Origin of the sequence: Arthrobacter sp. K5 (assembly GCF_040448525.1) — a bacterium.
Classification (GTDB): domain Bacteria; phylum Actinomycetota; class Actinomycetes; order Actinomycetales; family Micrococcaceae; genus Arthrobacter; species Arthrobacter globiformis.
Genome location: NZ_CP159279.1, coordinates 1,673,473 through 1,698,546, shown reverse-complemented (window position 1 = coordinate 1,698,546; position 25,074 = coordinate 1,673,473). Strand labels below are relative to the sequence as shown.

Genomic DNA, 25,074 nt, shown 5'->3' with positions numbered 1-25,074 from the left:
AAGACCTCAGTCGACGGGCCGGGGAAGGTTGCGGGCTCTGCGCAGCTTCTCGGCCCTGCGCTCCTTGAAATAGCCCGCCCACGCCGCCAGGAAAGGAAAGAGGCAGGCCGGGAAAACCCACCATACTTCGCCAAGAATGTGCCACTGATCAGTGAGCGCCGCTTGGACCACGCCGTAAACAAGGCCTCCCAGGCAGGCGGTGAGAAGGATGGAAAGGAACAGCAACCCGCCGGAGCTGTTGACGGGCTTGACCAAGCCGCGGCCGTCGTCCTTGCGCACGCCGTATTCGGCCGGCGTGTAGCCCACCATTTCGCCGTTGCCGGCCCGGCGGTAGATCAGCTTGTCCTCAGGGGGCTGGGACGGAACGTAGCCGGGCTCCTGCGGGACACCCTCGCTACGCCTCGCCACGGGCATCCTCGATCGCGGCGAGCAGTCCGGCGTCATCCAGGCCAGCGGTTTCATCCACCTCGTCTTTATCGAAATCCGGAACACCGGTGGTCCAGGAAGACTCCTCACGGCGGATCAGCAGGTGCTGTTCGGAACCCAGGGTCTTGAAGACGAGGTACGCGGACCCGCCCTGGTTCTGCTCGGCATGCTGGCGGACCACCCGGAGCGTCGCTTCAGCCGAGGAGATGGCCGGATCCTGGGCAAAAACGAACCAGGTGCCCAGGAGCCTGGGCTGGAGCATCAAGGAAACGCCCGGTGCTTCCAGCATTGCCACGTTGTCCATCGATTCGCCGGTCAAGAGGGAGATCTCCGTCCACCGGGTCGCCTGACCCAGGGCAGTGGCGACAGCAGCAGCCACGCCCTTCACACCCAGGTCACCGTCATCGTCAACCGCAGCCAGGTCACGGGCCAGCAGCGAGGACGCTCCCGCGGTGGACAGGGTGACGTCGTCGATCATCTCTTCGGCACGGAAGACGCTGACTGAACGGTCGCGGGCAGGGCCCTCGAAAACGTTCAGCAGGTAGGCGAACTCGCCCACGCCGAAACCGATGACGTCGATGCCAAGGCGCGGTTCCTGCTGGGTTGGCTCCTGAACAGTCATGCTTGTCTCCTAATCGCCGAATCCGAGGAAGTTGCCCACGGACTTGCCTGCATCAACCAACGTATCCTTCGTGTCGCTGACGAACTTTCCGGGGTCCTTCACGGCGTTGACGACTCCCTCGCCGATGTCCTTGCCAACGCTGCTGATGGTGTCCCAGTTCTCGTACACAGCAATGCCGACGCTGGCGACCTGGCAGACAGTTCCGGCGGGAGGCGGCAGGAAGCAGCCAACGCCGAGGGCCGTCTTGCCGGCACCCATGAGGCCGCCCTTGATGTCGCCGTCGGAAAAGCTCTTCACGGAGTCGTAGGCGCTGAAGCCGACGCCGGCCCAGCCGAGTCCCCGCGCGAGGCCCGACTTGCCCAGCCATTCGAGCTTGGTGCCGGCCCCGATCCACGGTTTCTCCTCCAGGAGGGGACCGAACTTGGAAAGGACGCCAATGTGCTTGTTCAGATTCTTCAGCGACGCAATGTCAGTCGCCTTGTCGATCAGCCCCAGCCCGCGATGGGCGGACGCCGATCCCTTCAGCAGGTCGTCCAGGGCCGGGTTGCCGAGGAGCCGGTGTGCCGCAAAACCGGGGCCGCCGATGCGGTGGCTGCCCTGCAGGAAAGACTTGATGAAATCTGCGCGCTGGTTCTTCAGGACCCAGCCGTACTGCCCGAGGTGCTTGGCAAGGGTGAAGGGGGCCTTGATGAACTTGTGCAGGGTCATGCCCGCCCTGAGCGCTCCGATGCCCCCAAGCAGCACGCCGCCCAGTGTTCCTGCCCACGAGCTTCCCGGATCGCCAAGGGTCACGGGGCCGCCGCCGGAACCAGGGGCGGCGTCGCTGGCCTTCTCCTGCTCGTTGGCGTTATCCAGCAGCTTCCTGGACTCGTCCTTGAGGGCCCGTGCAGTCCGCTGGATGAGCGCCCGGTGGTTGCCGTTCCAGTCCGAGCGGAACTGGGCGGCGTCGTTGCCTTTCCACGAAGGGTTGTTGTTGATTTGGTTGGTCAGCTGCGATGACGTCTGCAGCAGGGTGTCCGAGACCTTTCCGAACTGCTGCGCGAGGGTGCGAAGCTGCGCGACGTCGGCGCCCCACAAATTACCTGTCACTCCGGCATCATCCCCCAAATCCTGACCGTTCCGCGTTGGCACGGTTGCTGCTAAGTCCAGCCATCACTTTAGTTCGGGCCCCAGGCCACCGCGATGGGCAGCGCTCCCCATCCGGACGCTACGGGCGGTCGGGCTCCTCCAGCAGCGCGTTCTTGCGGGCGCGCAGGGCAAAGAAGGAGCCGAAGGCGAATACCTGCGTCACCACCACCAGCACGATGATGCCGGCGATCTTGTTGCCGCCCAGGATCATGGTCAGGCCCACGATCGCGGACAGCAGTGCCAGAAGCGGCAGCAGCATGTAGCCGAGCACAAAGAGGGTTTCGGGTTTGCGCAGCATGTTCTAACCTTCCGAACGGTTCCACTTGGTGAACCGGTAGCGTGTGCCGTTGGCCGCCGTCAGCCAGCCGTCGGCGGGCACGGACGTGTCCGCCACCCAACCGTCGCCGAGCTCCGGGGCATACGTGTCGCCGTCGGCATCCACGTCGATGGTGGTGACCACCGCGACGTTGGCCAGGCCCGTGGACTCCTTGAAAATTTCGCCGCCGCCGAGGATCCAGACTGCTTCGCAGCCTGGGGCGAACTGGGATTCCAGCAGGGCATCATCGAGGGATTTAACGACGACGGCGCCCTCCGCCTCGGGCGAGTTGCCCCAGTTCTCCTGCCGGGTGATGACGATGTTGGTCCGGTTGGGCAGCGGACGGTACTTCGCAGGGAAGGACAGCCAGGTCTTGCGTCCCATGATGACGGGATGGCCTGTGGTGACCCTGGTGAAGTGCTTTAAGTCCTCGGGAAGGTTCCACGGCATGTCGCCGTTCTTGCCGATGACGCCGGCAGGCGTCTGGGCCCACACGAGTCCGATTCCGGACATCCCCGCGGCGATGTCCTCGCTGAAAGCCTGCCCGTCCATGGTGTCCTCCGTGCTCATACGGCGATCGGCGCCTTGATCGTTGGGTGGTGCCGGTAGCCCACCACTTCGAAGTCGTCCAGGGTGTAGTCGAAGATCGACTCCGGCTTGCGGGTGATCTTCAGCTGCGGGTACTCGTACGGTTCCCGCTCCAGCTGCTTCAGGACCTGGTCCATGTGGTTGTCGTAGATGTGCACGTCGCCGCCGGTCCAGACGAATTCGCCGGGCTCGAGTCCGGTCTGCTGCGCCAGCATGCAGGTCAGCAGCGAGTAGGACGCGATGTTGAACGGAACACCCAGGAACATGTCCGCGGAGCGCTGGTACAGCTGGCAGGAGAGTTTGCCGTCCGCGACGTAGAACTGGAAGAACGCATGGCAGGGCGGCAGTGCCATGTCCTTGAGTTCGCTCACGTTCCAGGCCGAGACGATGTGCCGGCGTGAGTCCGGGTTCGACTTCAGGCTCTCCACGAGCTCGGCGATCTGGTCAATGTGCCCGCCGTCCGGCGTGGGCCAGCTCCGCCACTGGACGCCGTAGACCGGCCCGAGTTCACCGTCGGCGTCAGCCCATTCGTTCCAGATGGTGACGCCCTGGTCCTGCATCCACTTGACGTTGGTGTCGCCCCGAAGGAACCACAGGAGCTCGACGGCCACGGACTTGAAGTGCACCCGCTTGGTGGTGATCAGCGGGAAGCTTTCGCCCAGATCAAAGCGGATCTGTCGGCCGAAAACACTGCTGGTTCCGGTGCCGGTGCGGTCTGATTTGTGCGTGCCATTGGCCATGACGTCGCGCAGAAGGTCTTCATAGGGCGTTGGGATGCTCACGCGTCCAGTCTATGGGATCCACAAAATCACTTCGGTTACCCTTTGTGGCCTTGCGTTGCCAGGAAGGACTCAGTCGTCGAAGGGTTTGAACTGCTCCACGGATACGATCCTGCTCTTGCTGCCGTGCGCTACGTGGCAGATGATCATTTCCCCCGGAGCGAGGTACGGGTCCGCGACCGGCAGCAGGCCCTTGAGCCGCGGGGTCATGTACCCGGCAAGCTGGCCCAGGACGGTGGGGAGCGCAGGCCGGTGGGTGCACAGCACCACTGCACGCTGCTTGTCGAACAGCGCGTCGACAGCGGCTGCCGTCTTCTTGGGGTTCCGGGCATGCCGGTGCTCCGTGAGCGCATTCACCAGTTTTATCTTGGCATCCGAGGACTTCGCATACGGGGCGATGGTCGCCACGCAGCGGAGCCAGGGGCTGGTGACCACGCGCAGGGGCTTCCACGCCTTCAGCAGCCGGTGCACCGCCTGCGCCTGGCGGATGCCGGTGGCGGCCAAGGGCCGTTCGCCCTCGGCCTTGGTCCATGAGGAGCGCGGTTTGGCCTTGGCATGGCGCACGACAACGAGCGGCCAGGTCTGCAGTTCCTTGCGGGCATGCGCCGCTGCGAGGTACTCCAGCGGCGCCCGGTCCGAGGGGTTGGACAGCAGTCCGGCGGCCCGTTCCGGGGTGCACCACATGACGCTGTCCACTTCCTTGCCGTCCGGGCGCAGGGAATTGCCCGTGACCTGGACGGCCCAGTAGTGCACAACCTTCAGTCCGGCGGAGACGTGGTAGTGGATGGGCGGGAGCGGGATGCCCAGCGGTGCCACGAGCCCGATCTCCTCCTCCACCTCACGGACGGCACACTCGGGGACCGTTTCGCCCGGGTCGAGCTTGCCCTTGGGCCAGGACCAGTCATCGTACCGCGGCCGGTGGATCAGGAGGACTTCCAGCTGGTCTTTCTTGACGCGCCAAGGAAGGGCGCCGGCAGCCGTGACGGCTACCGGCTCGCCCGGGTGATCGGTCTGATCCGCTATGGGTGAGTCGCTGCTCTTCAAAGGCCGGGTTCCTACCGCCGGGCGACGGCGCGCTGCCGGGAGCGTGATGCCAGGAGCCAGGACTGGACATCGTCGAGCTTGCGGCCGTCCTCGCCGATGTGGTGGCGGGTCCACTCGCCGTCGTTGTCCAGGTGCCAGCTGGAGGTCTCGGGGTCCATGTACCGGCGCATCAGGTCCAGGACGTAGGCGGTGTCTTCGCCGCCGGACAGCTGCACCAGCGCTTCCACCCGCCGGTCCAGGTTGCGGTGCATCATGTCCGCGGAGCCGATGTACACCACGGGGTCGCCGCCGTTGCCGAAGGCGAAGACGCGTGAGTGCTCAAGGAAACGGCCCAGGATGGAGCGGACCGTGATGTTTTCGCTCAGGCCGGGGATGCCGGGGCGCAGCGAGCAGATGCCGCGGACAATGACGTCCACCTTCACTCCGGCCTGGGAAGCACGGTAGAGGGAGTCGATGATGGACTCGTCCACCATGGAGTTGACCTTGATCTGCACGCGGGCGGGAATGCCTGCGCGGGCGTTGCGGATTTCGGTTTCGATCCTGTCGATCAGTCCCGAACGTACCGACCGGGGCGCCACCAGTAGACGCTTGAAGGTTGACTTCGGAGCGTACCCGGACAGCTGGTTGAACAGCTTGGAGAGGTCCTCGCCCACCTGTTCGTTGGCGGTCAGGAGTCCGAGGTCCTCGTAGTAGCGCGCGGTCCGCGGGTGGTAGTTGCCGGTGCCGATGTGGCAGTAGCGGCGCAGCCCGTCCACCTCCTGGCGGACCACGAGGGAGAGCTTGCAGTGGGTCTTCAGGCCCACGATGCCGTAGACCACGTGGACGCCGGCCTGCTCCAGCTTGCGGGCCCAGGAAATGTTGGCCTGCTCGTCGAAGCGGGCCTTGATCTCCACGAGGGCCAGCACCTGCTTGCCCGCCTCGGCGGCGTCGATGAGGGCATCGACGATGGGGGAGTCGCCCGAGGTGCGGTACAGGGTCTGCTTGATGGCCTGCACCTTGGGGTCGGCTGCCGCCTGTTCCAGGAACGCCTGGACGGAGGTGGAGAACGAATCGTACGGGTGGTGCAGGAGGATGTCCCGGCGGCGCATGGCGGCGAAGACGTTGGCGGCTTTGGACGTCTCGGACTCATTCAGGTACCGCGAGGTGTGGGGCACGTGCTTGGGGTAGTGCAGGTCCGCGCGGTCAATGCTGCCGATCACGGACAGGCCGCGCAGGTCCAGGGGTGCCGGAACGGAGTAGACCTCCGACTCGTCCACGCCGAGCTCGCGGATCAGGAGGGCGCGGATGTTCGGGTTGATGTCGTTGGTGACCTCAAGCCGGACGGGCGGGCCGAACCGGCGGCGCAGCAGTTCCTTCTCGAGCGCCTGCAGGAGGTTCTCGGCGTCGTCCTCTTCCACCTCGACGTCCTCGTTGCGGGTCACGCGGAAGGTGTGGTGCTCCAGGACCTCCATGCCGGCGAAGAGCTGGTGCAGGTGGACGGCGATGACTTCCTCGAGGGCGATGAACCGTGCCACACGGCCGGGCACCGAGCCGGCCCGGGGGCCGTCGATGGAGATCAGCCGGGGCAGCTGGTCCGGCACCTTGACGCGGGCGAAGAGCTCCTTGTCGCTGACCGGGTTCCGGACCACCACGGCCAGGTTCAGGGAGAGGCCCGAGATGTAAGGGAAGGGATGGGCGGGGTCCACGGCCAGCGGGGTGAGGATCGGGAAGACCTTCTCCGCGAACATGGCGCTGAGCCGGTGGCGGGCTTCGTCGTCGAGCTCGTCCCAGTGCATGAGGTGGATGTGCTCATAGGCCAGTGCCGGCCGGATCTGCTCGGCGTAGACCTGGGCGTGCCGCTGCTGCAGGCGGTGGGCTGCCTCGCCGATTTGTTCCAGGACCTGGACGGGGCTTAGCCCGGCGGGGGAGGGGACAGCGAGTCCTGTGGCGATGCGGCGCTTCAGGCCGGCCACCCGGACCATGAAGAACTCGTCGAGGTTGGAGGCGAAGATCGACAGGAAGTTGACGCGTTCGAGCAGGTACAGGTCAGGATCTTCGGCGAGTTCGAGGACCCTGGCATTGAACGCGAGCCAGCTCAGTTCGCGGTCCAGGAACCGGTCCGGGCTGATCTCGCCCTCGGGTTCCAGGATGGCGGCGAACTCGGGGATATCGATCCGGTCCTGCGTGGCGCGGGACGCCGGCACTTCGGAGGAGCCGAACCGGGCGCGCACAGGGGCCGCCTTGATTTCGGTGGTGGCTGTTCCGGCGGATTCCGGTTGCATGCGCTCTCCTTGAGTACTGGCGGGTTTATTTTCAACCTTACAAGCAATCACCCATCCGGGACCCGATGATTTCGAGGCCGGCGGCGCGCGTGCAGGAGGGGGTGATCAGCGTCCCTCAAGCGGCCCGTACATGACATCCATATCCCAGCGCGTGAAGCCCAGCCGCCGGTACAGCGAGACTGCCGGGGCGTTGTCCGCGTCCGTGTACAGCATGACGGCATGCAGGCCCTGCTGCTGGAGGTGCCGGATCCCGGCAATGGTCAGCGCCTTGCCCAGGCCCATGCCCTGGGCGGAGGGCGTGACGCCCACGACGTATACCTCGCCGATGGCCGCATGGGTCCCGTGCTGCGGGTGCACCTTGGTCCAGTGGTAGCCGAGGAGCCGCCCGTCCCGGTCCTCGGCCAGCAGGAAGCCGGCGGGGTCGAACCAGGGTTCGTCCATCCGGGCCTGCAGGTCGGCCCTGGTCAGCGAGCCCTGCTCCGGGTGGTGCGCGAAGGCTTCGCGGTTGGCGGCGAGCCAGGCCTCTTCGTCCTTGCCTGGCACAAAGGCGCGAATCGAGACCCCGTCCGGAAGACCGGCGTCGGGCAGGTCGGCGGTGGCGGTGGTGAGCCGCATCTTCCACAGCTCCCGCACCGGTCCGTAGCCATACCGGGCAGCCAGATCCGCTGCCGCCTCATGGTTGCCGTGCGACCAGGCCTTGAGCCCGTCCAGGCCGCGGGTGGACTTGAGCGTGCCAACGAGCCGGTCCGCCACGCTCTGGTTCCGGTAGCTGGGGTGGACCGCGATTTCCACCACGCCTGTCCCGTCCGACTCCTCGACGACGACGGCGAAGCCTGCCAGGTCCTGTGCCGTGGCGGGGTCCGACTGCTCGTCGGGGGCGTAGAGGGCAAGGGTCAGCAGTGTGTGCGGGCCGGTATCCGCTGCCCGCATGGTCACGAGGGTCTGTTCGGAAACGGGAGGATTGCCGTCCGATTCCTCGGCGGCGGCCAGCAGGACGCGGACGTCCCGCAGCAGGTCTTGATCCACGCCGCCCTTGATGACAAGGACGGGCCATTTCTCCGGGTGCGCAGAACTCATGCTGTAAGGCTATACGGACGCCACGCCCGCACGCCCGATTTGGAACAGGCCGCGGTGCCCCCGTATAGTCGTTACCTCAACCGGCATTCATGGCAGGTTGTGAGGGGGATCCACCACTGGGGTGGCCTCGATACGTTCGACCCGTATGTCCTCCACTTATAGTTCAAAATGCAGAACGGCCCGGCTCTGGTGAGCCGGGCCGTTCTGCATTTCTGCTGCGGGCGGTGCCGGGAAGCCGGCACCCTGGGGCGGGCCATACCGGCGCCCTGAGGCCTACGCCTCGGTGAGTTCGTCCTCCTGCTGGCGGATCAGCGTGAGCCGGTAGCCTACGTTGCGCACCGTGCTGATGAGGTTTTCGTGGTCGGCGCCCAGCTTGGCGCGCAGCCGCCGGACGTGGACGTCCACGGTCCTGGTGCCGCCGTAGTAGTCGTAGCCCCACACCTCGGTGAGGAGCTGCTGCCGGGTGAATACGCGGCCAGGGTGCTGCGCGAGGTACTTCAGGAGTTCGAATTCCTTGAAGGTCAGGTTCAGTGCCGCGCCGTTGACTCGGGCCGTGTAGCTCGCCTCGTCAATAACGACGCCGGCAGCCCGGATTTCGGAGGGGGCATCATCCTGCTCCGGTACAGCCCGGGCGACAGAGAGGCGGATCCGTGCCTCCACCTCGGCCGGGCCGGCGGAGTCGAGGACGATGTCATCGACGGCCCAGGCGGAGGAAACGGCCGCCATGCCGCCCTCGGTGAGAATTAGCACCAGAGGTGCGCTGAGGCCGGTGGCCTTCAGGAGTTGGGTCAGTGAGCGGGCGCCCACGAGGTCTTTGCGCGCGTCCAGGAGGACGATGTCGCAGGGGTCTGTCTCCAGCAGCGCGGTGGGCTCGGCCGGGAGGATGTGCACCCGGTGGTTCAGGAGCTCCAAGGCAGGCAAAATGTCCACCGATGACCCGGTGCTGTTGGTCAGTAACAGGATGTGCGACATTGTTCCTCCAAGGGGCTGTCCGCGCATCGTCGGGCGACTGAGCTGATGTTTGAGTATACCCAATGGCCCCCGGACCGATACTGATCGGCCGCACCCGCGCGCCTTGTTTACGACATATGGCGGTCATATAGGGCAGGATTGAAACCGTCAGGGGGCCGAGCCCTGCCCGTCAACGGCACAGCCAGGATGAGGTCGCAGCAGTTTTGAGTGCAGAGTCCGAGATGAGTACGCCGCGGCCTGCTCCCGAGCTGGGCGCTCCGGCCGCTGCAGGCCGGACGCTCCAGTCGTGGAGCATTGGAGTCGTTGGCCTGGTGGGCCTGGCGACGCTGGTGGCCAGCGTCTTCCGGACCCCGGATGTCCTCCTGGCGGTTGCTGCGCTGTTTGCCCTGGCGATCGGCGTCGGCTGGCCGCACTACCTGGAAATCCCCGCCAAGAAAACCCTGGCCGCAGTGATCGGGCTGTCAGGGGCCGGCTCTGCCGTTGCAGCCTCTTTCGCCGCCGCCCCCGGCTACCTCAACTGGACGCCCGGCTTCATTGCCCTGGGTGTCGGCGCGGTCTTCCTCGTCCAGCTGGTGCGCGGCACCGGCCAGGCGCAGCGCCTCGAGTCGACGCTCGGCTGCAGCGTGGGGGTCCTCCTGTCCTGCCTGGGCTCCGGATGGATCGCCAGCGCCAGGTTCAACGGCGTCAAGGAGATGGTGCTGGTGGCGGGCATCAGCGCCGCCGTCGCACTGCTCGCCGGCCTCATTCGCTGGCCCGACCGGATCATTGCGCCGCTGGGCATTACCCTGGCCGGACTGGCCGGGCCGCTGGCCGGGCTGGTGTTCTCCGACATCGCCGTTTTGCCCGCCGCAGTGTTCGGCGTTGTGGTGGGAGCGGTCCTGGTCAGTTTCCGCAGGCTGGTGACACTCCGGGGCGCTCCGCTGAACTTTCCCGCTGCCCTGGGCATGGGTCTGGCGCCGATTGCGGCGGTCGGTTCGCTCGCCTACTTCATAGACAAACTACTCATCTCCTGACGGGTTAGGATGGCATCATGTCCGTACTTGCATTTGAAATCTTCTTCCTTGTCCTGCTCGGCGTTGCCAGCCTGTCCATGGCCTGGTTTGCCGGTTTTGTTGTCTACCGACTGTTCAAAGGACAGCGGTAACCCCTGCTTAGCGGTTTCGAGAGGTAGCGGCTGTGCCTATTGAAATTCCTACAGACCTGACCCCCGAACTGGTTCCCCTCTCCTGGCTCATCGGCGAGTGGGAGGGCCGTGGCCGGCTTGGGGCCGGAGATGAAGGTTCAGAGCACTTCCTGCAGCATGTTTCCTTCACCCACAACGGTCTGCCGTACCTGCAGTACCGTGCGGAAAGCTGGCTGACCGACGAGGACGGCACCAAGCTCCGGCCGCTCACTGTTGAGACCGGATTTTGGGCCCTGGAGCGCAAACAGCTGGAGGCCGACAGCGGCCCCGGCCTGGTTCCCGGGGACATCGTGCCCGTGCTGAAAAGCGCCGACGAGGTGGAAGCCCTCCGCAACAAGGATGGCGGCTTCGACATCTCGGTCTCCATCAGCCACCCGGGTGGCATTTCGGAGCTGTACTACGGGCAGATCAAGGGTCCGCAGATCCAGCTCAGCACCGACATGGTGATGCGCGGCAGCCACTCCAAGGACTACAGTGCGGCCACCCGGATCTTCGGGCTGGTGGATGGCAACCTGCTCTGGCGGTGGGACGTGGCCACCGGCCGCCCGTCGGCGTCCGGCGCGGCTGCACAACCGGCTGCCGAACCGGTTGTTGAGGCTGGCAACGGCCTCGAGGCGCACGCCTCGGCGTTCCTTAAAAAGGTCAGCTGACCGCAGCCACCCCGCTGCTTCAGAACCGCTGCCTCCGCACCGTCGCTTCCGTGGCGCAGGCACTGTTCGCCGGCGCTCCCTTCGGCTACTTTGGCCTCAGGTCTTCAATCCTGAGTCCGCAGCAATCCGATGGAGTGTCCGATGGATGAGTCCCCCCCGGCTGACTACAGCGACCTCAAAGCCGTGTACTTCAATGGCACGCTCAAGCGTTCGCCGGAGAAGAGCAACACCGAGGGGCTGATCACGGTAAGTCGGCTGATCATGGAGAAGCAGGGCGTGGCCACGCAGGTCATCCGTACCGTTGACCACGACATCGCCAGCGGCGTGTACCCGGACATGCGGGATCACGGCTGGGCCACGGATGCATGGCCCGAGCTGTACCCGGCCGTCAAGGATGCGGACATCGTGGTGGTGGCCGGACCCATCTGGCTGGGCGACAACTCCTCGCAAACCAAGAAGCTCATCGAGCGGCTCTACGCCCATTCGGGCGAGCTCAACGGGAAGGGCCAGTGGGCCTTTTACCCGAAGGTGGGCGGCTGCCTGGTCACCGGCAACGAGGACGGCATCAAGCACTGTTCCATGAACGTCCTTTACAGCCTGCAGCACATCGGCTTCACCATCCCGCCGCAGGCCGACGCCGGCTGGATCGGCCCCGTCGGGCCGGGGCCCAGCTACCTCGATGAGGGATCGGGCGGCCCGGAGAGTGACTTTACGAACCGGAACACCACATTCATGACGTGGAACCTCCTGCACCTGGCCCGGACGCTCAAGGACGCCGGCGGAATTCCCGCCTACGGCAACCTTCCGGAAGAATGGAAGGCCGGAACCAAATTTGGTTTCGAAAACCCGGAGTACCGCTAGGTGGCCGGAATACCCTCCCAGCCAAGGACGTTCCCCTTCATATGACTACCAAGAGCCCTCTGCTGTCGCGCCCTGGCGCCGTTGAAGCGGCTGGCGCCGACGCCGGCGTCGCATCCCACTACGGCGAACCCCTGCGGGAGCAGCGCGCACTGGCGGCCGGAACCGCCGTCGTCGATCTTTCCCACCGCGGAGTGGTGACGGTCACCGGACCGGACCGGCTGAGCTGGCTCAACACGCTGTCCTCCCAGCAAGTCGCCAATCTCCAGCCCGGTGAGTCCACCGAGCTGCTGCTCCTGAGTGTCCAGGGCCGCATTGAGTTCGATGCGCGCGTGGTGGACGATGGCGGGACCACCTGGCTGATCGTCGAGGCGGCCGAAGCTGGTCCCCTGGCCGAGTGGCTGACCAGGATGAAGTTCATGCTCCGCGTCGAGGTGGCGGACGTGTCGGCCGAGTGGGCGGTGGTGGGATCCACCAAGGCTGTGCCCGAATGGTCCGGCCTGCTGGTGTGGCAGGACCCCTGGCCCCACGTCGCCGCGGGCGGCTACTCATACGCCGTGGTCCCGGAGGACACCCACCCCGGCGCCGAACGTCCGTGGTTCGAATACCTCGTGCCGGCGGCGGAGCTCGAAGAGACGGTGGGGGACCGGAAACTCGCAGGTACCCTTTCCGCCGAAGCCCTGCGCGTCGCCGCCTGGCGTCCGAGGCTCGGCGCTGAAACGGACGACAAGACCATTCCGCATGAACTGGACCTGCTCCGCACCGCCGTGCACCTGGCCAAGGGCTGCTACAAGGGCCAGGAGACGATTGCCCGCGTGCACAACCTTGGCCACCCGCCGCGGCGCCTCGTGTTCCTGCAGCTCGACGGTTCCCAGCACACCCTGCCGGCTGCCGGCAGCGAGGTCCGGGTGGGGGAGCGCAAGGTGGGCACCGTGACGTCCGTGGCGCAGCACTACGAGATGGGCCCCATCGCGCTGGCAGTCATCAAGCGTTCGGTCGCCCCGGATGAAATACTGACGGTAATGGACGGGGATGAACCGTACACAGCCGCGCAGGAAGTGATCGTGGCGCCCGACGCCGGACAGGTCGTCGGAAGGCAGACAGGATTCCTGAGGGGGACCCACAAATGACAGACTCCACCGCACCCGGGGCCGGGGCTTCAGAGCAGCCCGCTTCCCAGCAGCCGGACGAGGAAACCCTCGAATTGGCACGCACCCTCCTGGACGCTGCCCGCAAGGGTGACACCGAGTTGCTGCGCAGCTACCTCAACGCGGGCGCCCCGGCCACGCTGACCAACCACGCCGGCGACTCGCTGGTCATGCTCGCCGCCTACCACGGCCACGCCGAAACCGTGCAGCTCATCCTGCACCACGGCGCCGACGCCAATGCCGCCAACGACAAGGGACAGACCCCGCTGGCAGGCGCCGTGTTCAAGGGCTACCCGGACGTCGTCCGGGCGCTGGTTGACGCGGGAGCAGATCCCGACGCCGGTTCCCCCTCAGCACGTGACGCCGCCCGGATGTTCGCCCGCGACGACATCCTGGAATTGCTGGGCTAGGCATTTTGGAGAATGTCAGCAGGCCCTGGCCTGCACTCTGGTCCCTCGTCATAGGGTTCTTCATGATCCTGATCGACACCACAATCGTTTCGGTGGCCAACCCGCGGATCATGGAGGGGCTGGACACGGACATCAACGCCGTCATCTGGGTCACCAGCGCCTACCTGCTGGCGTATGCGGTGCCGCTGCTGATCACCGGCAGGCTCGGCGACAGGTTCGGACCCAAGCGGCTGTACCTTGCGGGCCTCGTGGTGTTCACCCTCGCATCGCTGTGGTGCGGGCTGTCCGGCACCGTGGGCATGCTCATCGCCGCCCGCGTCCTGCAGGGCCTCGGCGCAGCGCTGATGGCCCCGCAGACCATGGCCGTGATCACCAGGATCTTCCCGCCGGACGGGCGCGGCGCCGCCATGGGTCTGTGGGGTGCCACCGCCGGTGTGGCGACGCTCGTCGGCCCCATTCTGGGCGGTGTGCTCGTGGACGGCCTTGGCTGGGAGTGGATCTTCTTCATCAACGTGCCCGTCGGGATCGTGGGCTTCATCCTTGCCTGGCGCTTCGTTCCGTCCCTCACCACCCACCCGCACCGGTTCGACATCCCCGGCGTGGTGCTCAGCGCCGTCGGACTTTTCCTTTTGGTCTTTGGCATCCAGGAAGGCGAGACGTACGACTGGGGAACCATCACCGGGCCGGTGACAGTGTGGGGGCTGATCATCAGCGGCATCGTGGTGCTGGCGCTTTTTGTCGGCTGGCAGGCGGCCAACAAGGGTGAGCCGCTGCTTCCGCTGGCGCTCTTCCGGGACCGCAACTTCTCGCTGGCGAACGTCGGGATCACCACCGTGGGATTCACTGTCACGGCTTTTGGCCTGCCGCTCATCTTCTACTACCAGATCGTGCGGGACATGACTCCTACGCAGTCTGCCCTGATGATGGGGCCCATGGCGCTGATTTCCGGCGGGCTGGCGCCCTTGGTGGGGAAGATCATTGACCGGGTGAACCCCAAATACATCACGTCCACCGGCCTGCTCCTCATGGCGGTGGCGCTGTTCTGGAATTCAGCACTCATGCATCCGGACACCCCGGTGTGGCTGTTCCTGCTGCCCAGCGCGGTGCTCGGCTTCGCGAATGCGGGCATCTGGGCACCGTTGAGCTCCACCGCAACCCGCAACCTGCCGATGCGGCAGGCGGGGGCCGGCGCGGGCGTCTACAACACCACGCGGCAGATCGGTGCTGTCCTCGGCAGTGCCGCCATCGCCGTCCTCATGCAGGCCAGGCTCGCGGCGGAACTTCCGGCGGCCCCCGGCGGGACGCCCGGGGGTTCGGGTGAGGCCGGCGGCTTCGGCGGCCAGTTGCCTCCCGCCCTGCATGACGGCTTTGCGACGGCGATGGGCCAGTCAATCATGCTGCCTGCGGCTGTAATTGTGCTCGGCGCCGCGGTGGCACTGTTCTTCGCCCGGCCCAAGGCGGTCCAGGGATGGGGCGGGCAGCGGCCCGCTGCCGGCCACGACGCGGAGGCGGCGACGCGCTAACGCACTTGGCCGAGCAGCACGCTGGTATGGATGCCGCCGGTGGAAAAGCCCAGGCTGCGTGCCGTCGCCAGTGAACCCTTGTTGCTGACGTCGGTGCGCCACTGCAGCGTCAGCCCGGAGGCCAGGGCCTCGTGGGCTGCCACCGAGGCCGCGAGCGATCCCAGTCCGCGGCGCCGCCACTCGGGGGCCACGAGAACCCCCATGTGGGCCAGGATGCCTTCCCATTCGGAGTAGGCGCCGCAGGCCACGGGCATCCGCTGCCCCTCGTCGTCGTGAATGATGGTGTAGCGGTTCTCGAGGTCGGACAGGCCCACCTCGTTCACGTCATCGGGCGGGCACAGACCCTCAAGCTCGATGGCCTCCGGATTGCCGTGCGACACCGTCAGCTCCTCCGCGGTCTGCAGCAGCGGCAGGTCGTCGGCGAAGAAGAGCGCCGCGGAGCCCTGGCCGTGGCCTCCGTGCGTCCGGGTGATGGTCAGCAGGGTGACGTGCTGGGCCATCTCCTCATCGGAAATGCCTGCCGCGGCATCCAGGGCCCACTGCGGACCCACGAGGGCCGAGCTGCCGAACAGGCGCACGAACTCGACCGAGTGCGCGGAGTCGTCAACCCTGGTGATCCGCTCGCCGGTTTCCAGGGCGTGGGCGAAAGCGCCGTCGTCGAGCCCCAGGCGGCGCGCCCAGGCAAGCTGGATGATGGCGGCGGATCCGGGGTCAAGGCTCATGGTCCCAGCCTACCGATCCCGGCCGCCCATCAGGCGCGAACGTACAGTTGTGGCCCCTGATTCTCCGGAGTCAGGGGCCACAACTGTACATTCGCGCTGCGGGAAGCCAGCCGGGGGAACGGGCTTAGCCGAAGAGGACCGCGGCTTCGTCGTAGCGGTGCTGCGGGACGACCTTCAGCTTGCCCAGCGCGGCTTCGAAGCCAACGTGGTCAATGTCGGTGCCGTTCAGCGACACCATGGTGCCCCAGCGGCCCTCCACCACGGAGTCGACGGCGGCCATGCCCAGGCGGGTGGCCAGGACTCGGTCGAAAGCGGAGGGGACGCCGCCGCGCTGGATGTGGCCCAGGATGGTGGCGCGGGTCTCGATGCCGGTCCGGGCTTCGATCTCCGGTGCCAGCTGGTCGGCGATGCCGCCCAGCCGGGGACGGCCGAAGGTGTCCAGACCGCGTTCGGAGTGGGGGCTCTCCATGTGCTCCGGCACGAACCCTTCGGCCACAACGATGAGCGGGGCACGGCCACGGTCATGGGCCTCGGTCACCCATTTGGTGATCTGCTCGATGCTGACTTTCTGCTCCGGGATGAGGATGGCGTGGGCGCCGGAGGCCATGCCGGCATGCAGGGCGATCCAGCCGACGTGGCGGCCCATGACCTCGGCGATCATGCAGCGGTGGTGGGACTCGCCGGTGGTCCGCAGCCTGTCGATGGCCTCGGTGGCGATCTGCACGGCCGTGTCGAAGCCGAAGGTGTAGTCCGTGGCGTCGAGGTCGTTGTCCACGGTCTTGGGAACGCCGACGATCTTCAGGCCGGCGTCGGTGAGGCGCTTGGCGGCCGCGAGGGTTCCTTCACCGCCAATGGCGATGATGGCGTCGATGCCCAGCCGGTCCATGTGGGCTTTGATGACGTCGGGTCCGCCGCCGTTCTCGAACGGGTTGGTCCGGGACGTGCCCAGGATGGTGCCGCCCTGCTTGGCAATACCGCGGACAAGCGTACGGGGAATGGGGATGATGTCACCCTCCACGACTCCGCGCCAACCATCGAGGAACCCCACGAATTCGTGGCCGTGGATGGCAATGCCTTTGAGGACGGCGCCGCGGATAACCGCGTTCAGTCCGGGGCAATCGCCGCCGCTGGTGAGGATTCCGATTTTCATTTTCTTGGCTCAAATCCTGGTTCGAAGGTTTTACGGGCAGAGCGCCACGCTGAGCTCAATTAGAGATTCTAGTGGGGAGTGTGGGGTAGGACACAAACGGTTACATCCCCGGGAGCCCCGGACGCCAGGGGCCGGCACGGTCCGGGACAGCAGAGCGCCCCCGTTCCGGCGGGAACGGGGGCACTGCATAACGGACGACGGCGGCTGCCGGCTTTGGGCGGTTACTACCGGCCCGTGCCGCGCTTATCGAGGAAGGATTCAAGCGCAATCGAGTTGTTCTGGTCCGGCAGGATCAGCCACGCCGCGAGGTAGAACACGATGGCCGGTCCGGGCAGCAGGCACAAGAGGAGGAAACCGATCCGGACGAATGCCACATCCACGTTCAGCTTCTCCGCGATCCCGCCGCACACGCCGCCCAGCCAGCGCTGCGGTCCGCGCTTCAGGCCAAGGCCCCTGACAATGCTGTAGAACTTTTCCATGGCTTAAGACTTCCCGTTTGTTGCGCTGTTGTCACGTTTCCGTGCTGAGAGCAGCCCGCCGATCACCAGGGCGGCCCCGGCCCCGATCATCAGGCCGATCACTACATATGTCCCGTTCAGGACCACGATTCCCAGCTGGGAGATGACGATCAGCACGGCCAGTGCGAGGACCACCAGCCCCCAGACGATGGTGCCTACGCGGGCCGGTGCTTCGGCGGGTTCGTCCGTGGCCCCGGTGGACGGCTTGGGCGCAGGGTTGGTGTCCGGTGACGGATCAAAACTGCTCATGTCAGTTACCTTCCTGGATGGCGATGTTGCTCACGGTGCCGTCGATCTGGAGGATCAGCCTGGCGCCGGGCTTGTCCGAGTTGTAGCTGCTTTGCCGGGAGGTGATCCCGCCCCGGCTGCCCGTGCCCTCGTTGAGGTTGCCCAGGGTCATGTCGGCGCGGACATCCACCGGCACGGTACGTGGAATGATGACCGTCACGTTGCTGGCCGTGGCGTCCAGGGGGATTACGACGTCGCTGCCCAGTGGCGGGTTCAGGTTCAGGCCGGTCAGGTCGACAGTTCCGCGGCCTCCGGTGATCTGGAAACCCTGGCGGGCCTGCTCGATGGTGACGGGATTCCAGTCCGCATTCTGGAAGCGGAACCGGTCACCGTTGGGCACGGCGCTAAAGATGCCGCCCACGATGAGCGCAACGACGGCGAAGAACCCGAGGGCGCCCGAGGTCCTGCCGCGCATTCCGGCCAGCAGGATGCCAAGCCCAAGGACCGCTGCACCGGCTGCCCAGACCACGGCGTTGGCCGACTCGCCCAGATCAATCAGGTTGCCGGCGTCGAGCGCTTTGAGCGTGCCGCCCGCCAGCAGCGCCAGTCCGGCGGTGATGGCGACGGCCGGCGCGCCCGGGCCGCTCGGCCTCGGCTTGGGCGCCGGAACCGGGGCAGGGACCGGAGCGGGCCGGCGCGGCGGAAGGCCGCCGCCGTAGGGGGCTGTGGGGCCGTACGGTTCATTGACGCCGTACGACGGGATGGCGTCCGGAGTCGGCGGCACAGTGTAGGGCTGGGCAGGAGCATGGCCGCCGGCAGCGAAGGATGACGCCGGGAACGGTGACGTGGCGGATCCCGTGGCGGCATTCGCTGGTGCGTTGCCGGCCGGTGCGTAGCCGTAGGCCGCCCGGCCCCCGGTGGTGCCGTTCACCGTTGCAGCGGTGCGGTTTTTGTTGCGCTGCGTCAGGAAGTAGATGAGGTAGATGACGCCGCCGATCCAGAACAGGGCCCAGAAGAAGCCGAAGCCGTCGTGGCCCCATCCCCAGAAGCCGCCACCCATGCCGGTGAGGCCGACGATCGAGGTGATGAGCGCGCCCGTCATGCCCGTGCTCCAGCGGCCGGCGCCCGCCTCCTGGGTGTGGATCCGGCCGTCGGGCTCAGGCAGCAGGGCCCAGCCGAGGCCGTACAGGAGGACGCCGATTCCTGCGAACAGCGTCAGCACGATGAAAATGCCGCGCACGATCAGCGGATCGATGCCCATCCTTTCGGCGATGCCGCTCGAGACGCCGCCGATCCAGCGGTCGCGTCCCCGGTGTACGCCGTGGCTGCGGATCCAGTCGAAGAAGTCCAGCGGCTGGGCGGCCCGGCCGTAACCGGGAGCGCCGTATGCGGGAGCGCCGGACGCGGGCGGCGGGAACAGTGGCTCAGTGGGGTTTTCCGGCCCGGCGCCGTTTGCCGGCTCTGTGTTTTCCGGACTTGTGTTTTCCGGTTCCGTGTTTTCCGGTCCGGCGGGGTGCTCCGGATCCTGGCCGGTGCTGCCCCCGGACGGGGTGCCCGGCTGCTGGCCTTCATTGGGGTTGGGGTTCTGCGGGTTCATACTTCGATACTGCCGTTTGTGCTGGTCAGTCCTCTATTGGGGAACACCCTGAGTCGTCCCTGACTTACCCCGGGTTCACCCTCACAACGGGACCCGGGAACCCTGATCCGTGTTTGGATTGATGCATGACCACTGCCCCTGTCCGCCCACCCCTGGTCCGCAGCAGCGACCGCCTGATCGCCGGCGTCTGCTCAGGCCTGGCGGTTCATCTTGGCTGGCCGGTGCGCATGGTCCGGATCGGCATGGTGGTGGCTGCTTTCGCCGGGGGCGCAGGGCTCGCGTTCTACGCGTGGCTGTGGATCATGGTTCCCACCGCGGACGAAAACGCCAAGCGCAATGCCCGCCGTCCGGCGTCGCCCATTGCCCCCGCCGTGAGCCTGCCGCCGGTGAGCCTCCAGTCAGGCCCGGCGCCCGCCCCTTTTCCGGGCCCTGTTCCTTTCTCGGGCGCGGGTCCTTCATTTTCCGCCGTCCCCCCGCCCTCGGGGGAGCACGACGCCGGCACCGTTTCCCAGCCCCCCGCGCCTGCCGCCGCTCCCGGCAGCACATGGTTCCGGATCCGAAGCATGCGCTACGGCAAGGAGATCCTGCTGGGCGCCGGGCTCCTGCTCGTCGCCGCGATCCTGATCGCCAGGCTGCTGGGCGTGGAGGTGCCCCTGGGCACGCTGATCCCGGCGGCGGCAATACTCGGCGGCGCGGCCATTGCCTGGATGCAGCTGGATGAAACCCGCCGGGCCGGGCTCGTCGACAAAACCAAGGCGGACCAGGCCGGTGGATGGGCGCGGCTGGCAGCGGGCCTCGCGCTCGTGGTGGCCGGGGTGCTGGTCATGGTCTCCGGGTCGGGCTCATGGCAGCAGACCTGGCTCGCGCTGCTCGCGTCCGTAGCCGTGCTGGGCGGCGTGGCGCTGGTGCTGCTGCCCTGGGGCCTGAAGTTCTGGCGCGACCTCGAGACAGAACGGGCCGGCCGCGTGCGGGCGACCGAGCGGGCCGAGATCGCGGCCCACCTGCACGACTCCGTACTCCAGACCCTTGCCTTGATCCAGCGCCGTGCCGGCAACGAGCACGACGTCGTCCGACTGGCGAGGGCGCAGGAGCGCGAGCTGCGGGGCTGGCTCTTCAAGGACCCCGCCCGCGATGCCGGCCAGCTCTCGGACCGGATCAAGGCCGCCGCCGCGGAGGTTGAGGACGGGCTCGGAAACGCCGTCGACGTCGTGACCGTGGGCGACACGGACATGACCGAGCGCCATGAGGCGCTGGTCCAGGCCAGCCGCGAGGCCATGCTGAACGCTGCCCGCCACGGCGGCGGTCCCGTCTCTGTCTATCTGGAGGTGTCCGACGGCGGCGCGGAAGTCTTCGTCAAGGACCGCGGCCCGGGCTTTGAACTGAGCGCAGTCCCGCAGGACAGGCTGGGTGTGCGGGAATCAATCATTGGCCGGATGAAACGGCACGGCGGCAACGCCGCCATCAACAGCGGACCTGACGGCACAGAGGTGCGCCTCAGGCTGCCTGCGGACGTCGCGGACAACGCGGAAGGAAAGTCATGACTACACCAGCAGGGGCAAGCGCGGCGGGACGAACGGTGCGGGTTGTGATCGTGGATGACCACGCGATTTTCCGGTCCGGCCTCAAGGCTGACCTCGACCCGAGCGTGGTGGTGGTGGGCGAGGCCGGCACCGTCGAACAGGCCATCGAGGTTATTGCCGCTGCGCGGCCCGACGTCGTGCTGCTGGACGTGCACCTGCCCGGCGGCCGCGGCGGGGGAGGGCGGGAAGTCATCACCGGTTCCGCGGCGCTCCTGGGAACCACGCGTTTCCTTGCCCTGAGCGTCTCCGATGCGGCCGAAGACGTCGTGGCCGTCATCCGGGCCGGTGCCCGCGGCTATGTTACGAAGACCATTTCCGGCGCGGAGATCACCGACGCCGTGTTCCGGGTCGCCGGTGGCGACGCCGTGTTCTCCCCACGCCTGGCAGGCTTTGTCCTGGACGCCTTCGGCACCGCCCCGGCAGACATCGCCGACGATGAACTGGACAAACTCTCGGCCAGGGAACTCGAGGTGATGCGGCTGATCGCCCGCGGTTACAGCTACAAGGAGGTAGCCAAGGAGCTCTTCATCTCGATCAAGACCGTGGAAACCCATGTCTCGGCCGTGCTCCGGAAGCTGCAGCTGTCCAGCCGCCACGAACTGACCAAGTGGGCCGCCGAGCGCCGCCTCCTCTAGCGCGGGCATTCCTCAAGCTTCCGATCAGGCCCGTCACGTCCTCGAATAAAGCCCAAACGCTCCCGCACCTTTATCGGTGCGGAAGCGTTTGGGCTTTTTCTGCAGGATCTGAGGGAGAATCCGTGGTTTTCCTGCAGGACGTGAGGGAGCGTCTGGGGTTACTGCGCCTTGCCGAGGAAGTCCTGGAGGCGGCCGACGCCGGTGGCGAGGTCTTCATCGCCCAGGGCGTAGGACAGGCGCAGGAAGCCGGACGGTCCGAAAGCCTCACCGGGCACCACGGCGACCTCCACCTCGTCCAGGATCAGCGCCGCAAGCGCGGCCGAGGTCTCCGGGCGGACCGTGCCGTTCGCCGTCGGGAATTCCTTACCCAGCAGCGCGCGGACGTCCGCGTACACGTAGAAGGCGCCCTTCGGCGTCGGGCATTCAACGCCCTCAATCGCGTTGAGCCCATCCACGATGGCCTTCCGGCGGCGGTCGAAGGCGACCTTCATCTCATCCACCGCGGTGAGCGGACCGGAGACTGCTGCCAGGGCGGCGATCTGCGGGATGTTGGACACGTTGGACGTGGCGTGCGACTGCAGGTTGGTGGCGGCCTTGATGACATCGGCGGGTCCGATCATCCAGCCCACGCGCCAGCCGGTCATCGCATAGGTCTTGGCAACACCGTTCAGGATCACTACCTTGTCACCCAGCTCGGGAGCGGCGGTGGCGATGGAGGTGAAGGGCACGCCGTCGTACGTCAGGTGCTCGTAGATCTCGTCGGTGACCACCCACAGGCCCTTGGCGGCGGCCCACTTGCCGATTTCGGCAACCTGCTCGGGCGAGTAGACGGAGCCGGTGGGGTTCGACGGCGACACGAACAGCAGGATCTTCGTACGGTCCGTGACGGCTGCTTCGAGCTGCTCCACAGTCACCAGGTAGTCCTGCTCCGGGCCGGCAAAGACCTCCACCGGAACGCCGCCGGCGAGACGGATGGCCTCGGGGTAGGTGGTCCAGAACGGCGTGGGCACGATCACTTCGTCGCCCGGATCCACGAGGGTGGCGAACGTGTTGTAGACGGCCTGCTTACCGCCGTTGGTGACCAGCACCTGGGACGGGTCGGCCCTGTAGCCGGAGTCCCGGAACGTCTTCTCGGCAATAGCCTTCTTCAGCTCGGGCAGACCGCCGGCGGGGGAGTAGCGGTGGTACTTCGGCTGGCTGGCGGCGTCGATGGCGGCCTGGACGATGTAGTCCGGGGTGGGGAAGTCGGGCTCGCCCGCACCGAAGCCAATCACCGGCCGGCCGGCCGCCTTCAGCGCCTTGGCCTTGGCGTCGACAGCCAGGGTGGCGGATTCGGCAATGGCAGAAATGCGTTGGGAAACGCGGGCGGAAGACATGGCAGGTCCGTTCTTCGCTTGCAGCTGGTGAGCTGAATGGTGGATTTCGACGAAATCTACTCTATGCTGTTCACCGGATCGTTCGAGGTGGAACACGGCTTTGTGACTGCGGTGCAGCGCCGATCCAGAAGCTGAAAACGGTCCGAAATGAGGCTGGTTCGACGTAAGCGCAGTTGTTGCGTAGACTGGTTCTCCGGTGTTGAAAACACGGATGATGACGTGCGCCCCAGATGGCCTTGGGGAAAAGTGCGGCCTCATCGGTTTTTGATCCATAGGGTAGTGGCGCAATTGGTAGCGCAGCGGTCTCCAAAACCGCAGGTTGCAGGTTCGAGTCCTGTCTGCCCTGCGCAGGCTGTTCCGGCGAAAGCCGGAGCAAGCGCAGCAATCAAAGGTTCAGTTCAGAGCCGGGTAATCCGACTTGCGAGGATGAGTGAGGAACAGGTGACCGAAACAGCTGCAAGCAGCTCCAAGGGCCGCCCCGCTAAGAACGCCGCCAAGGCTGGCTTCTTCGCTCGCATTGCACTCTTCATCCGCCAGGTCATTGGCGAACTGAAGAAGGTCGTTGCCCCTACCCGCAAGGAACTGATCAACTACACGCTTGTGGTGCTCGTATTCGTAGTCATCATGATGGTGATCGTCACTCTGCTGGACCTGGCGTTCGGCTCCGCGGTGAGCTGGGTCTTCAGCGGTACAGGCGCCACGGACAACTAAGGCGATCGGTCCGCAGACTGCGTGGGCTCCCCGGCCGGATTCCGGCAAGGAGCTGCGGGGTGTGCGGAATTGAGCCATTTAAATAGGCAATTAGGCAATGAGGAAGCAGGAGACCAAGTGTCTGAGCAGGAGCTCGAGGTAACTGAGACTGAGCTGGATGAAACCCAGAACCCCGCGGCTGAGTCCGCTGAGGGCTCCGAGGTTGAGTCTGCTGCGCCCGATTCCGAAGGCGACGCCGATTTTGAAGACGACGCCGAGACCGACGCTGACGACGCCGAGACCGACGACGTGACTGACGCCGACGACGTGACCGGAGAGGACGCCGAGGAAGGCGCCGAAGGGACCGACGTCCTGGCCGCTGCTGCCGCCCAGGCCACCGACCCGGCCGAAGAGTTCAAGTCCAAGCTGCGCCGCCAGGAGGGTGACTGGTACGTCATCCACTCCTACGCCGGCTACGAAAACCGCGTCAAGGCCAACCTTGAGACCCGCATCCAGACCCTGGACATGGAAGATTACATCTTCGAAATCCAGGTTCCGATGGAAGAAGTCGTTGAGATCAAGAACGCTCAGCGCAAGGTCATCAACCGCGTCCGCATCCCCGGCTACGTGCTGGTCCGCATGGACCTGACCGACGCCTCGTGGGGCGCCGTCCGCCACACCCCGGGTGTCACCGGCTTCGTGGGCAACGCCCACAACCCCGTGCCGCTGCGCCTCGATGAGGTCTTCTCCATGCTGGCCCCGGTCTTCGAAGAGGAGCAGGCAGAGAAGGGCAAGCCCACCAAGCAGGCTGCCGCTCCGGTGAACGTCGACTTCGAGGTCGGCGAATCGGTCATCGTCAAGGAGGGCCCGTTCGAGACCCTGCCCGCCACGATCTCCGAGATCAAGGTGGATTCCCAGACCCTCGTTGTTCTGGTGTCCATCTTCGAACGCGAGACCCCGGTCACGCTGGCCTTCAACCAGGTCACCAAGATCTAGCTGATCACCACAGATTTCGTTCCGAAGCGGCCCGCTTTAGCAGTTCCGGAACGGCCGACCGCCTCGCCATGGCGGTCAACCACCTGAGGCACGCTCCTGTGTCCCAGGACGCATTTGAGAGAAGGACCCTACATTGGCTCCCAAGAAGAAGGTCACCGGCCTCATCAAGCTGCAGATCCAGGCAGGTGCCGCTAACCCGGCCCCGCCGATCGGTCCTGCGCTTGGCCAGCACGGCGTCAACATCATGGAATTCTGCAAGGCGTACAACGCTGCGACGGAAGCCCAGCGCGGCAACGTTATTCCTGTTGAAATCACCGTCTACGAAGACCGTTCGTTCACGTTCATCACCAAGACCCCGCCGGCTGCAGAGCTCATCAAGAAGGCTGCAGGCGTCGCCAAGGGTTCGGCTACCCCGCACACCGTCAAGGTTGCCAAGCTGACCCAGGCCCAGGTCAACGAGATCGCCTCCACCAAGATGGAAGACCTCAACGCCACCAGCCTCGAAGGCGCAGCGAAGATCATCGCCGGCACCGCCCGCTCCATGGGCATCACCGTCGAGGGTTAATTCCCCGCTGATGCGGCGCCGGGTCCGGGAAA

Annotated in this window: 27 protein-coding genes and 1 tRNA gene; 12 read left to right on the top strand and 16 right to left on the bottom strand. The window is 66.2% G+C overall.

All coding sequences use genetic code 11. The features are described from left to right. Nucleotides 1-6: 6 nt before the first annotated feature. From ABRP34_RS07675 to ABRP34_RS07630, 10 genes are all read right to left on the bottom strand, one after another. A complete protein-coding gene (locus ABRP34_RS07675) occupies nucleotides 7-408 on the bottom strand; it encodes a hypothetical protein (protein WP_353712751.1) in 402 nt (133 codons plus the stop codon). Continuing rightward, a complete protein-coding gene (locus tag ABRP34_RS07670) occupies nucleotides 395-1,048 on the bottom strand; it encodes a hypothetical protein (RefSeq protein ID WP_003803895.1) in 654 nt (217 codons plus the stop codon). The genes ABRP34_RS07675 and ABRP34_RS07670 overlap by 14 nt, the downstream gene beginning before the upstream one ends. A 9-nt stretch (nucleotides 1,049-1,057) precedes the next feature. After that, on the bottom strand, nucleotides 1,058-2,137 hold the full coding sequence (locus ABRP34_RS07665) for a WXG100 family type VII secretion target (protein ID WP_353712750.1): 1,080 nt from the start codon (nucleotides 2,135-2,137) through the stop codon (nucleotides 1,058-1,060). Between the two features lie 118 nt (nucleotides 2,138-2,255). Beyond that, nucleotides 2,256-2,474, bottom strand: coding sequence for an NF038396 family protein (locus ABRP34_RS07660; RefSeq protein WP_307104378.1), 219 nt, complete (start codon nucleotides 2,472-2,474; stop codon nucleotides 2,256-2,258). Between the two features lie 3 nt (nucleotides 2,475-2,477). Then, complete coding sequence (locus ABRP34_RS07655; protein WP_043419266.1) at nucleotides 2,478-3,062, bottom strand: dihydrofolate reductase; 585 nt, start codon at nucleotides 3,060-3,062, stop codon at nucleotides 2,478-2,480. Beyond that, complete coding sequence (locus ABRP34_RS07650) at nucleotides 3,059-3,862, bottom strand: thymidylate synthase (protein ID WP_003803887.1); 804 nt, start codon at nucleotides 3,860-3,862, stop codon at nucleotides 3,059-3,061. The genes ABRP34_RS07655 and ABRP34_RS07650 overlap by 4 nt, the downstream gene beginning before the upstream one ends. 69 nt (nucleotides 3,863-3,931) lie before the next feature. After that, the gene (locus tag ABRP34_RS07645) at nucleotides 3,932-4,903 is read right to left on the bottom strand and encodes an NUDIX hydrolase (RefSeq protein WP_003803885.1); all 972 of its coding nucleotides are present in this window, start codon (nucleotides 4,901-4,903) and stop codon (nucleotides 3,932-3,934) included. Between the two features lie 11 nt (nucleotides 4,904-4,914). After that, nucleotides 4,915-7,164 carry an RNA degradosome polyphosphate kinase gene (locus ABRP34_RS07640; RefSeq protein WP_353712749.1) on the bottom strand — a complete coding sequence of 750 codons (2,250 nt, stop codon included), beginning with the start codon at nucleotides 7,162-7,164 and terminating at the stop codon, nucleotides 4,915-4,917. 105 nt (nucleotides 7,165-7,269) lie between these two features. After that, on the bottom strand, nucleotides 7,270-8,241 hold the full coding sequence (gene mshD / locus ABRP34_RS07635; protein WP_353712748.1) for a mycothiol synthase: 972 nt from the start codon (nucleotides 8,239-8,241) through the stop codon (nucleotides 7,270-7,272). Nucleotides 8,242-8,514: 273 nt separating this feature from the next. Continuing rightward, nucleotides 8,515-9,213: a response regulator transcription factor gene (locus ABRP34_RS07630; protein ID WP_190608154.1), complete on the bottom strand. Its 699-nt coding sequence runs from the start codon at nucleotides 9,211-9,213 to the stop codon at nucleotides 8,515-8,517. A 221-nt stretch (nucleotides 9,214-9,434) separates the two neighbouring features. Here ABRP34_RS07630 and ABRP34_RS07625 point away from each other — a divergent pair, with 221 nt between their 5' ends. From ABRP34_RS07625 to ABRP34_RS07600, 6 genes are all read left to right on the top strand, one after another. Next, entirely contained in the window at nucleotides 9,435-10,226 is a 792-nt protein-coding gene (locus ABRP34_RS07625) for a hypothetical protein (protein ID WP_043419264.1), read from the top strand. A 163-nt stretch (nucleotides 10,227-10,389) separates the two neighbouring features. Next, nucleotides 10,390-11,046 carry an FABP family protein gene (locus ABRP34_RS07620; RefSeq protein ID WP_003803876.1) on the top strand — a complete coding sequence of 219 codons (657 nt, stop codon included), beginning with the start codon at nucleotides 10,390-10,392 and terminating at the stop codon, nucleotides 11,044-11,046. A 141-nt stretch (nucleotides 11,047-11,187) separates the two neighbouring features. After that, complete coding sequence (locus ABRP34_RS07615; protein WP_353712747.1) at nucleotides 11,188-11,907, top strand: flavodoxin family protein; 720 nt, start codon at nucleotides 11,188-11,190, stop codon at nucleotides 11,905-11,907. 41 nt (nucleotides 11,908-11,948) lie between these two features. Beyond that, the gene (locus ABRP34_RS07610; RefSeq protein WP_353712746.1) at nucleotides 11,949-13,034 is read left to right on the top strand and encodes a glycine cleavage T C-terminal barrel domain-containing protein; all 1,086 of its coding nucleotides are present in this window, start codon (nucleotides 11,949-11,951) and stop codon (nucleotides 13,032-13,034) included. Beyond that, nucleotides 13,031-13,462: an ankyrin repeat domain-containing protein gene (locus ABRP34_RS07605; RefSeq protein WP_003803873.1), complete on the top strand. Its 432-nt coding sequence runs from the start codon at nucleotides 13,031-13,033 to the stop codon at nucleotides 13,460-13,462. The genes ABRP34_RS07610 and ABRP34_RS07605 overlap by 4 nt, the downstream gene beginning before the upstream one ends. Before the next feature lie 5 nt (nucleotides 13,463-13,467). After that, complete coding sequence (locus tag ABRP34_RS07600; protein WP_353712745.1) at nucleotides 13,468-14,985, top strand: DHA2 family efflux MFS transporter permease subunit; 1,518 nt, start codon at nucleotides 13,468-13,470, stop codon at nucleotides 14,983-14,985. On the opposite strand, the gene ABRP34_RS07595 is transcribed toward ABRP34_RS07600, so the two are convergent. The 5 genes from ABRP34_RS07595 to ABRP34_RS07575 form a co-directional block, all read right to left on the bottom strand. Beyond that, on the bottom strand, nucleotides 14,982-15,707 hold the full coding sequence (locus tag ABRP34_RS07595) for a GNAT family N-acetyltransferase (RefSeq protein ID WP_353712744.1): 726 nt from the start codon (nucleotides 15,705-15,707) through the stop codon (nucleotides 14,982-14,984). The genes ABRP34_RS07600 and ABRP34_RS07595 overlap by 4 nt on opposite strands. 124 nt (nucleotides 15,708-15,831) lie before the next feature. Beyond that, complete coding sequence (locus ABRP34_RS07590) at nucleotides 15,832-16,857, bottom strand: 6-phosphofructokinase (protein ID WP_003803870.1); 1,026 nt, start codon at nucleotides 16,855-16,857, stop codon at nucleotides 15,832-15,834. Nucleotides 16,858-17,081: 224 nt separating this feature from the next. After that, complete coding sequence (locus ABRP34_RS07585; protein WP_353712743.1) at nucleotides 17,082-17,336, bottom strand: PspC domain-containing protein; 255 nt, start codon at nucleotides 17,334-17,336, stop codon at nucleotides 17,082-17,084. A 3-nt stretch (nucleotides 17,337-17,339) separates the two neighbouring features. Further along, on the bottom strand, nucleotides 17,340-17,624 hold the full coding sequence (locus tag ABRP34_RS07580; RefSeq protein WP_353712742.1) for a hypothetical protein: 285 nt from the start codon (nucleotides 17,622-17,624) through the stop codon (nucleotides 17,340-17,342). 1 nt (nucleotide 17,625) lies between these two features. Beyond that, nucleotides 17,626-19,200 carry a PspC domain-containing protein gene (locus tag ABRP34_RS07575; protein WP_353712741.1) on the bottom strand — a complete coding sequence of 525 codons (1,575 nt, stop codon included), beginning with the start codon at nucleotides 19,198-19,200 and terminating at the stop codon, nucleotides 17,626-17,628. 125 nt (nucleotides 19,201-19,325) lie between these two features. Between ABRP34_RS07575 and ABRP34_RS07570 the strand changes: the two genes are divergently transcribed. Next, nucleotides 19,326-20,741, top strand: a complete 1,416-nt coding sequence (locus tag ABRP34_RS07570) for a PspC domain-containing protein (protein WP_353712740.1) — start codon at nucleotides 19,326-19,328, stop codon at nucleotides 20,739-20,741. Further along, on the top strand, nucleotides 20,738-21,415 hold the full coding sequence (locus ABRP34_RS07565) for a response regulator transcription factor (protein ID WP_003803859.1): 678 nt from the start codon (nucleotides 20,738-20,740) through the stop codon (nucleotides 21,413-21,415). Before ABRP34_RS07570 ends, ABRP34_RS07565 begins: the two co-directional genes overlap by 4 nt. A gap of 158 nt (nucleotides 21,416-21,573) precedes the next feature. Here ABRP34_RS07565 and ABRP34_RS07560 read toward each other — a convergent pair whose 3' ends face one another. After that, a complete protein-coding gene (locus tag ABRP34_RS07560) occupies nucleotides 21,574-22,791 on the bottom strand; it encodes a pyridoxal phosphate-dependent aminotransferase (RefSeq protein WP_353712739.1) in 1,218 nt (405 codons plus the stop codon). Nucleotides 22,792-23,064: 273 nt separating this feature from the next. Here ABRP34_RS07560 and ABRP34_RS07555 point away from each other — a divergent pair. The 4 genes from ABRP34_RS07555 (at nucleotide 23,065) to rplK (ending at nucleotide 25,042) form a co-directional block, all read left to right on the top strand. Next, nucleotides 23,065-23,137 (top strand) — tRNA-Trp (locus ABRP34_RS07555). A gap of 95 nt (nucleotides 23,138-23,232) precedes the next feature. Next, nucleotides 23,233-23,502 (top strand): preprotein translocase subunit SecE, encoded by a 270-nt coding sequence (gene secE / locus ABRP34_RS07550; RefSeq protein ID WP_003803855.1) that lies wholly within the window; start codon nucleotides 23,233-23,235, stop codon nucleotides 23,500-23,502. A 117-nt stretch (nucleotides 23,503-23,619) separates the two neighbouring features. After that, entirely contained in the window at nucleotides 23,620-24,477 is an 858-nt protein-coding gene (gene nusG, locus ABRP34_RS07545; RefSeq protein ID WP_353712738.1) for a transcription termination/antitermination protein NusG, read from the top strand. A gap of 133 nt (nucleotides 24,478-24,610) precedes the next feature. Continuing rightward, nucleotides 24,611-25,042, top strand: a complete 432-nt coding sequence (rplK, locus tag ABRP34_RS07540) for a 50S ribosomal protein L11 (RefSeq protein WP_003803853.1) — start codon at nucleotides 24,611-24,613, stop codon at nucleotides 25,040-25,042. Nucleotides 25,043-25,074: the final 32 nt, after the last annotated feature.

What these genes read in the sequence shown, in the direction of transcription:
- ABRP34_RS07640 (WP_353712749.1), bottom strand. Translation starts at nt 7,164, where the DNA reads ATGCAACCGGAATCCGCCGGAACAGCCACCACCGAAATCAAGGCGGCC.
- ABRP34_RS07610 (WP_353712746.1), top strand. Translation starts at nt 11,949, where the DNA reads ATGACTACCAAGAGCCCTCTGCTGTCGCGCCCTGGCGCCGTTGAAGCG.
- ABRP34_RS07660 (WP_307104378.1), bottom strand. Translation starts at nt 2,474, where the DNA reads ATGCTGCGCAAACCCGAAACCCTCTTTGTGCTCGGCTACATGCTGCTG.
- ABRP34_RS07655 (WP_043419266.1), bottom strand. Translation starts at nt 3,062, where the DNA reads ATGAGCACGGAGGACACCATGGACGGGCAGGCTTTCAGCGAGGACATC.
- ABRP34_RS07615 (WP_353712747.1), top strand. Translation starts at nt 11,188, where the DNA reads ATGGATGAGTCCCCCCCGGCTGACTACAGCGACCTCAAAGCCGTGTAC.
- ABRP34_RS07585 (WP_353712743.1), bottom strand. Translation starts at nt 17,336, where the DNA reads ATGGAAAAGTTCTACAGCATTGTCAGGGGCCTTGGCCTGAAGCGCGGA.
- mshD (WP_353712748.1), bottom strand. Translation starts at nt 8,241, where the DNA reads ATGAGTTCTGCGCACCCGGAGAAATGGCCCGTCCTTGTCATCAAGGGC.
- ABRP34_RS07630 (WP_190608154.1), bottom strand. Translation starts at nt 9,213, where the DNA reads ATGTCGCACATCCTGTTACTGACCAACAGCACCGGGTCATCGGTGGAC.
- ABRP34_RS07595 (WP_353712744.1), bottom strand. Translation starts at nt 15,707, where the DNA reads ATGAGCCTTGACCCCGGATCCGCCGCCATCATCCAGCTTGCCTGGGCG.
- ABRP34_RS07670 (WP_003803895.1), bottom strand. Translation starts at nt 1,048, where the DNA reads ATGACTGTTCAGGAGCCAACCCAGCAGGAACCGCGCCTTGGCATCGAC.
- ABRP34_RS07605 (WP_003803873.1), top strand. Translation starts at nt 13,031, where the DNA reads ATGACAGACTCCACCGCACCCGGGGCCGGGGCTTCAGAGCAGCCCGCT.
- ABRP34_RS07625 (WP_043419264.1), top strand. Translation starts at nt 9,435, where the DNA reads ATGAGTACGCCGCGGCCTGCTCCCGAGCTGGGCGCTCCGGCCGCTGCA.
- ABRP34_RS07565 (WP_003803859.1), top strand. Translation starts at nt 20,738, where the DNA reads ATGACTACACCAGCAGGGGCAAGCGCGGCGGGACGAACGGTGCGGGTT.
- ABRP34_RS07590 (WP_003803870.1), bottom strand. Translation starts at nt 16,857, where the DNA reads ATGAAAATCGGAATCCTCACCAGCGGCGGCGATTGCCCCGGACTGAAC.
- ABRP34_RS07580 (WP_353712742.1), bottom strand. Translation starts at nt 17,624, where the DNA reads ATGAGCAGTTTTGATCCGTCACCGGACACCAACCCTGCGCCCAAGCCG.
- ABRP34_RS07560 (WP_353712739.1), bottom strand. Translation starts at nt 22,791, where the DNA reads ATGTCTTCCGCCCGCGTTTCCCAACGCATTTCTGCCATTGCCGAATCC.
- ABRP34_RS07570 (WP_353712740.1), top strand. Translation starts at nt 19,326, where the DNA reads ATGACCACTGCCCCTGTCCGCCCACCCCTGGTCCGCAGCAGCGACCGC.
- ABRP34_RS07575 (WP_353712741.1), bottom strand. Translation starts at nt 19,200, where the DNA reads ATGAACCCGCAGAACCCCAACCCCAATGAAGGCCAGCAGCCGGGCACC.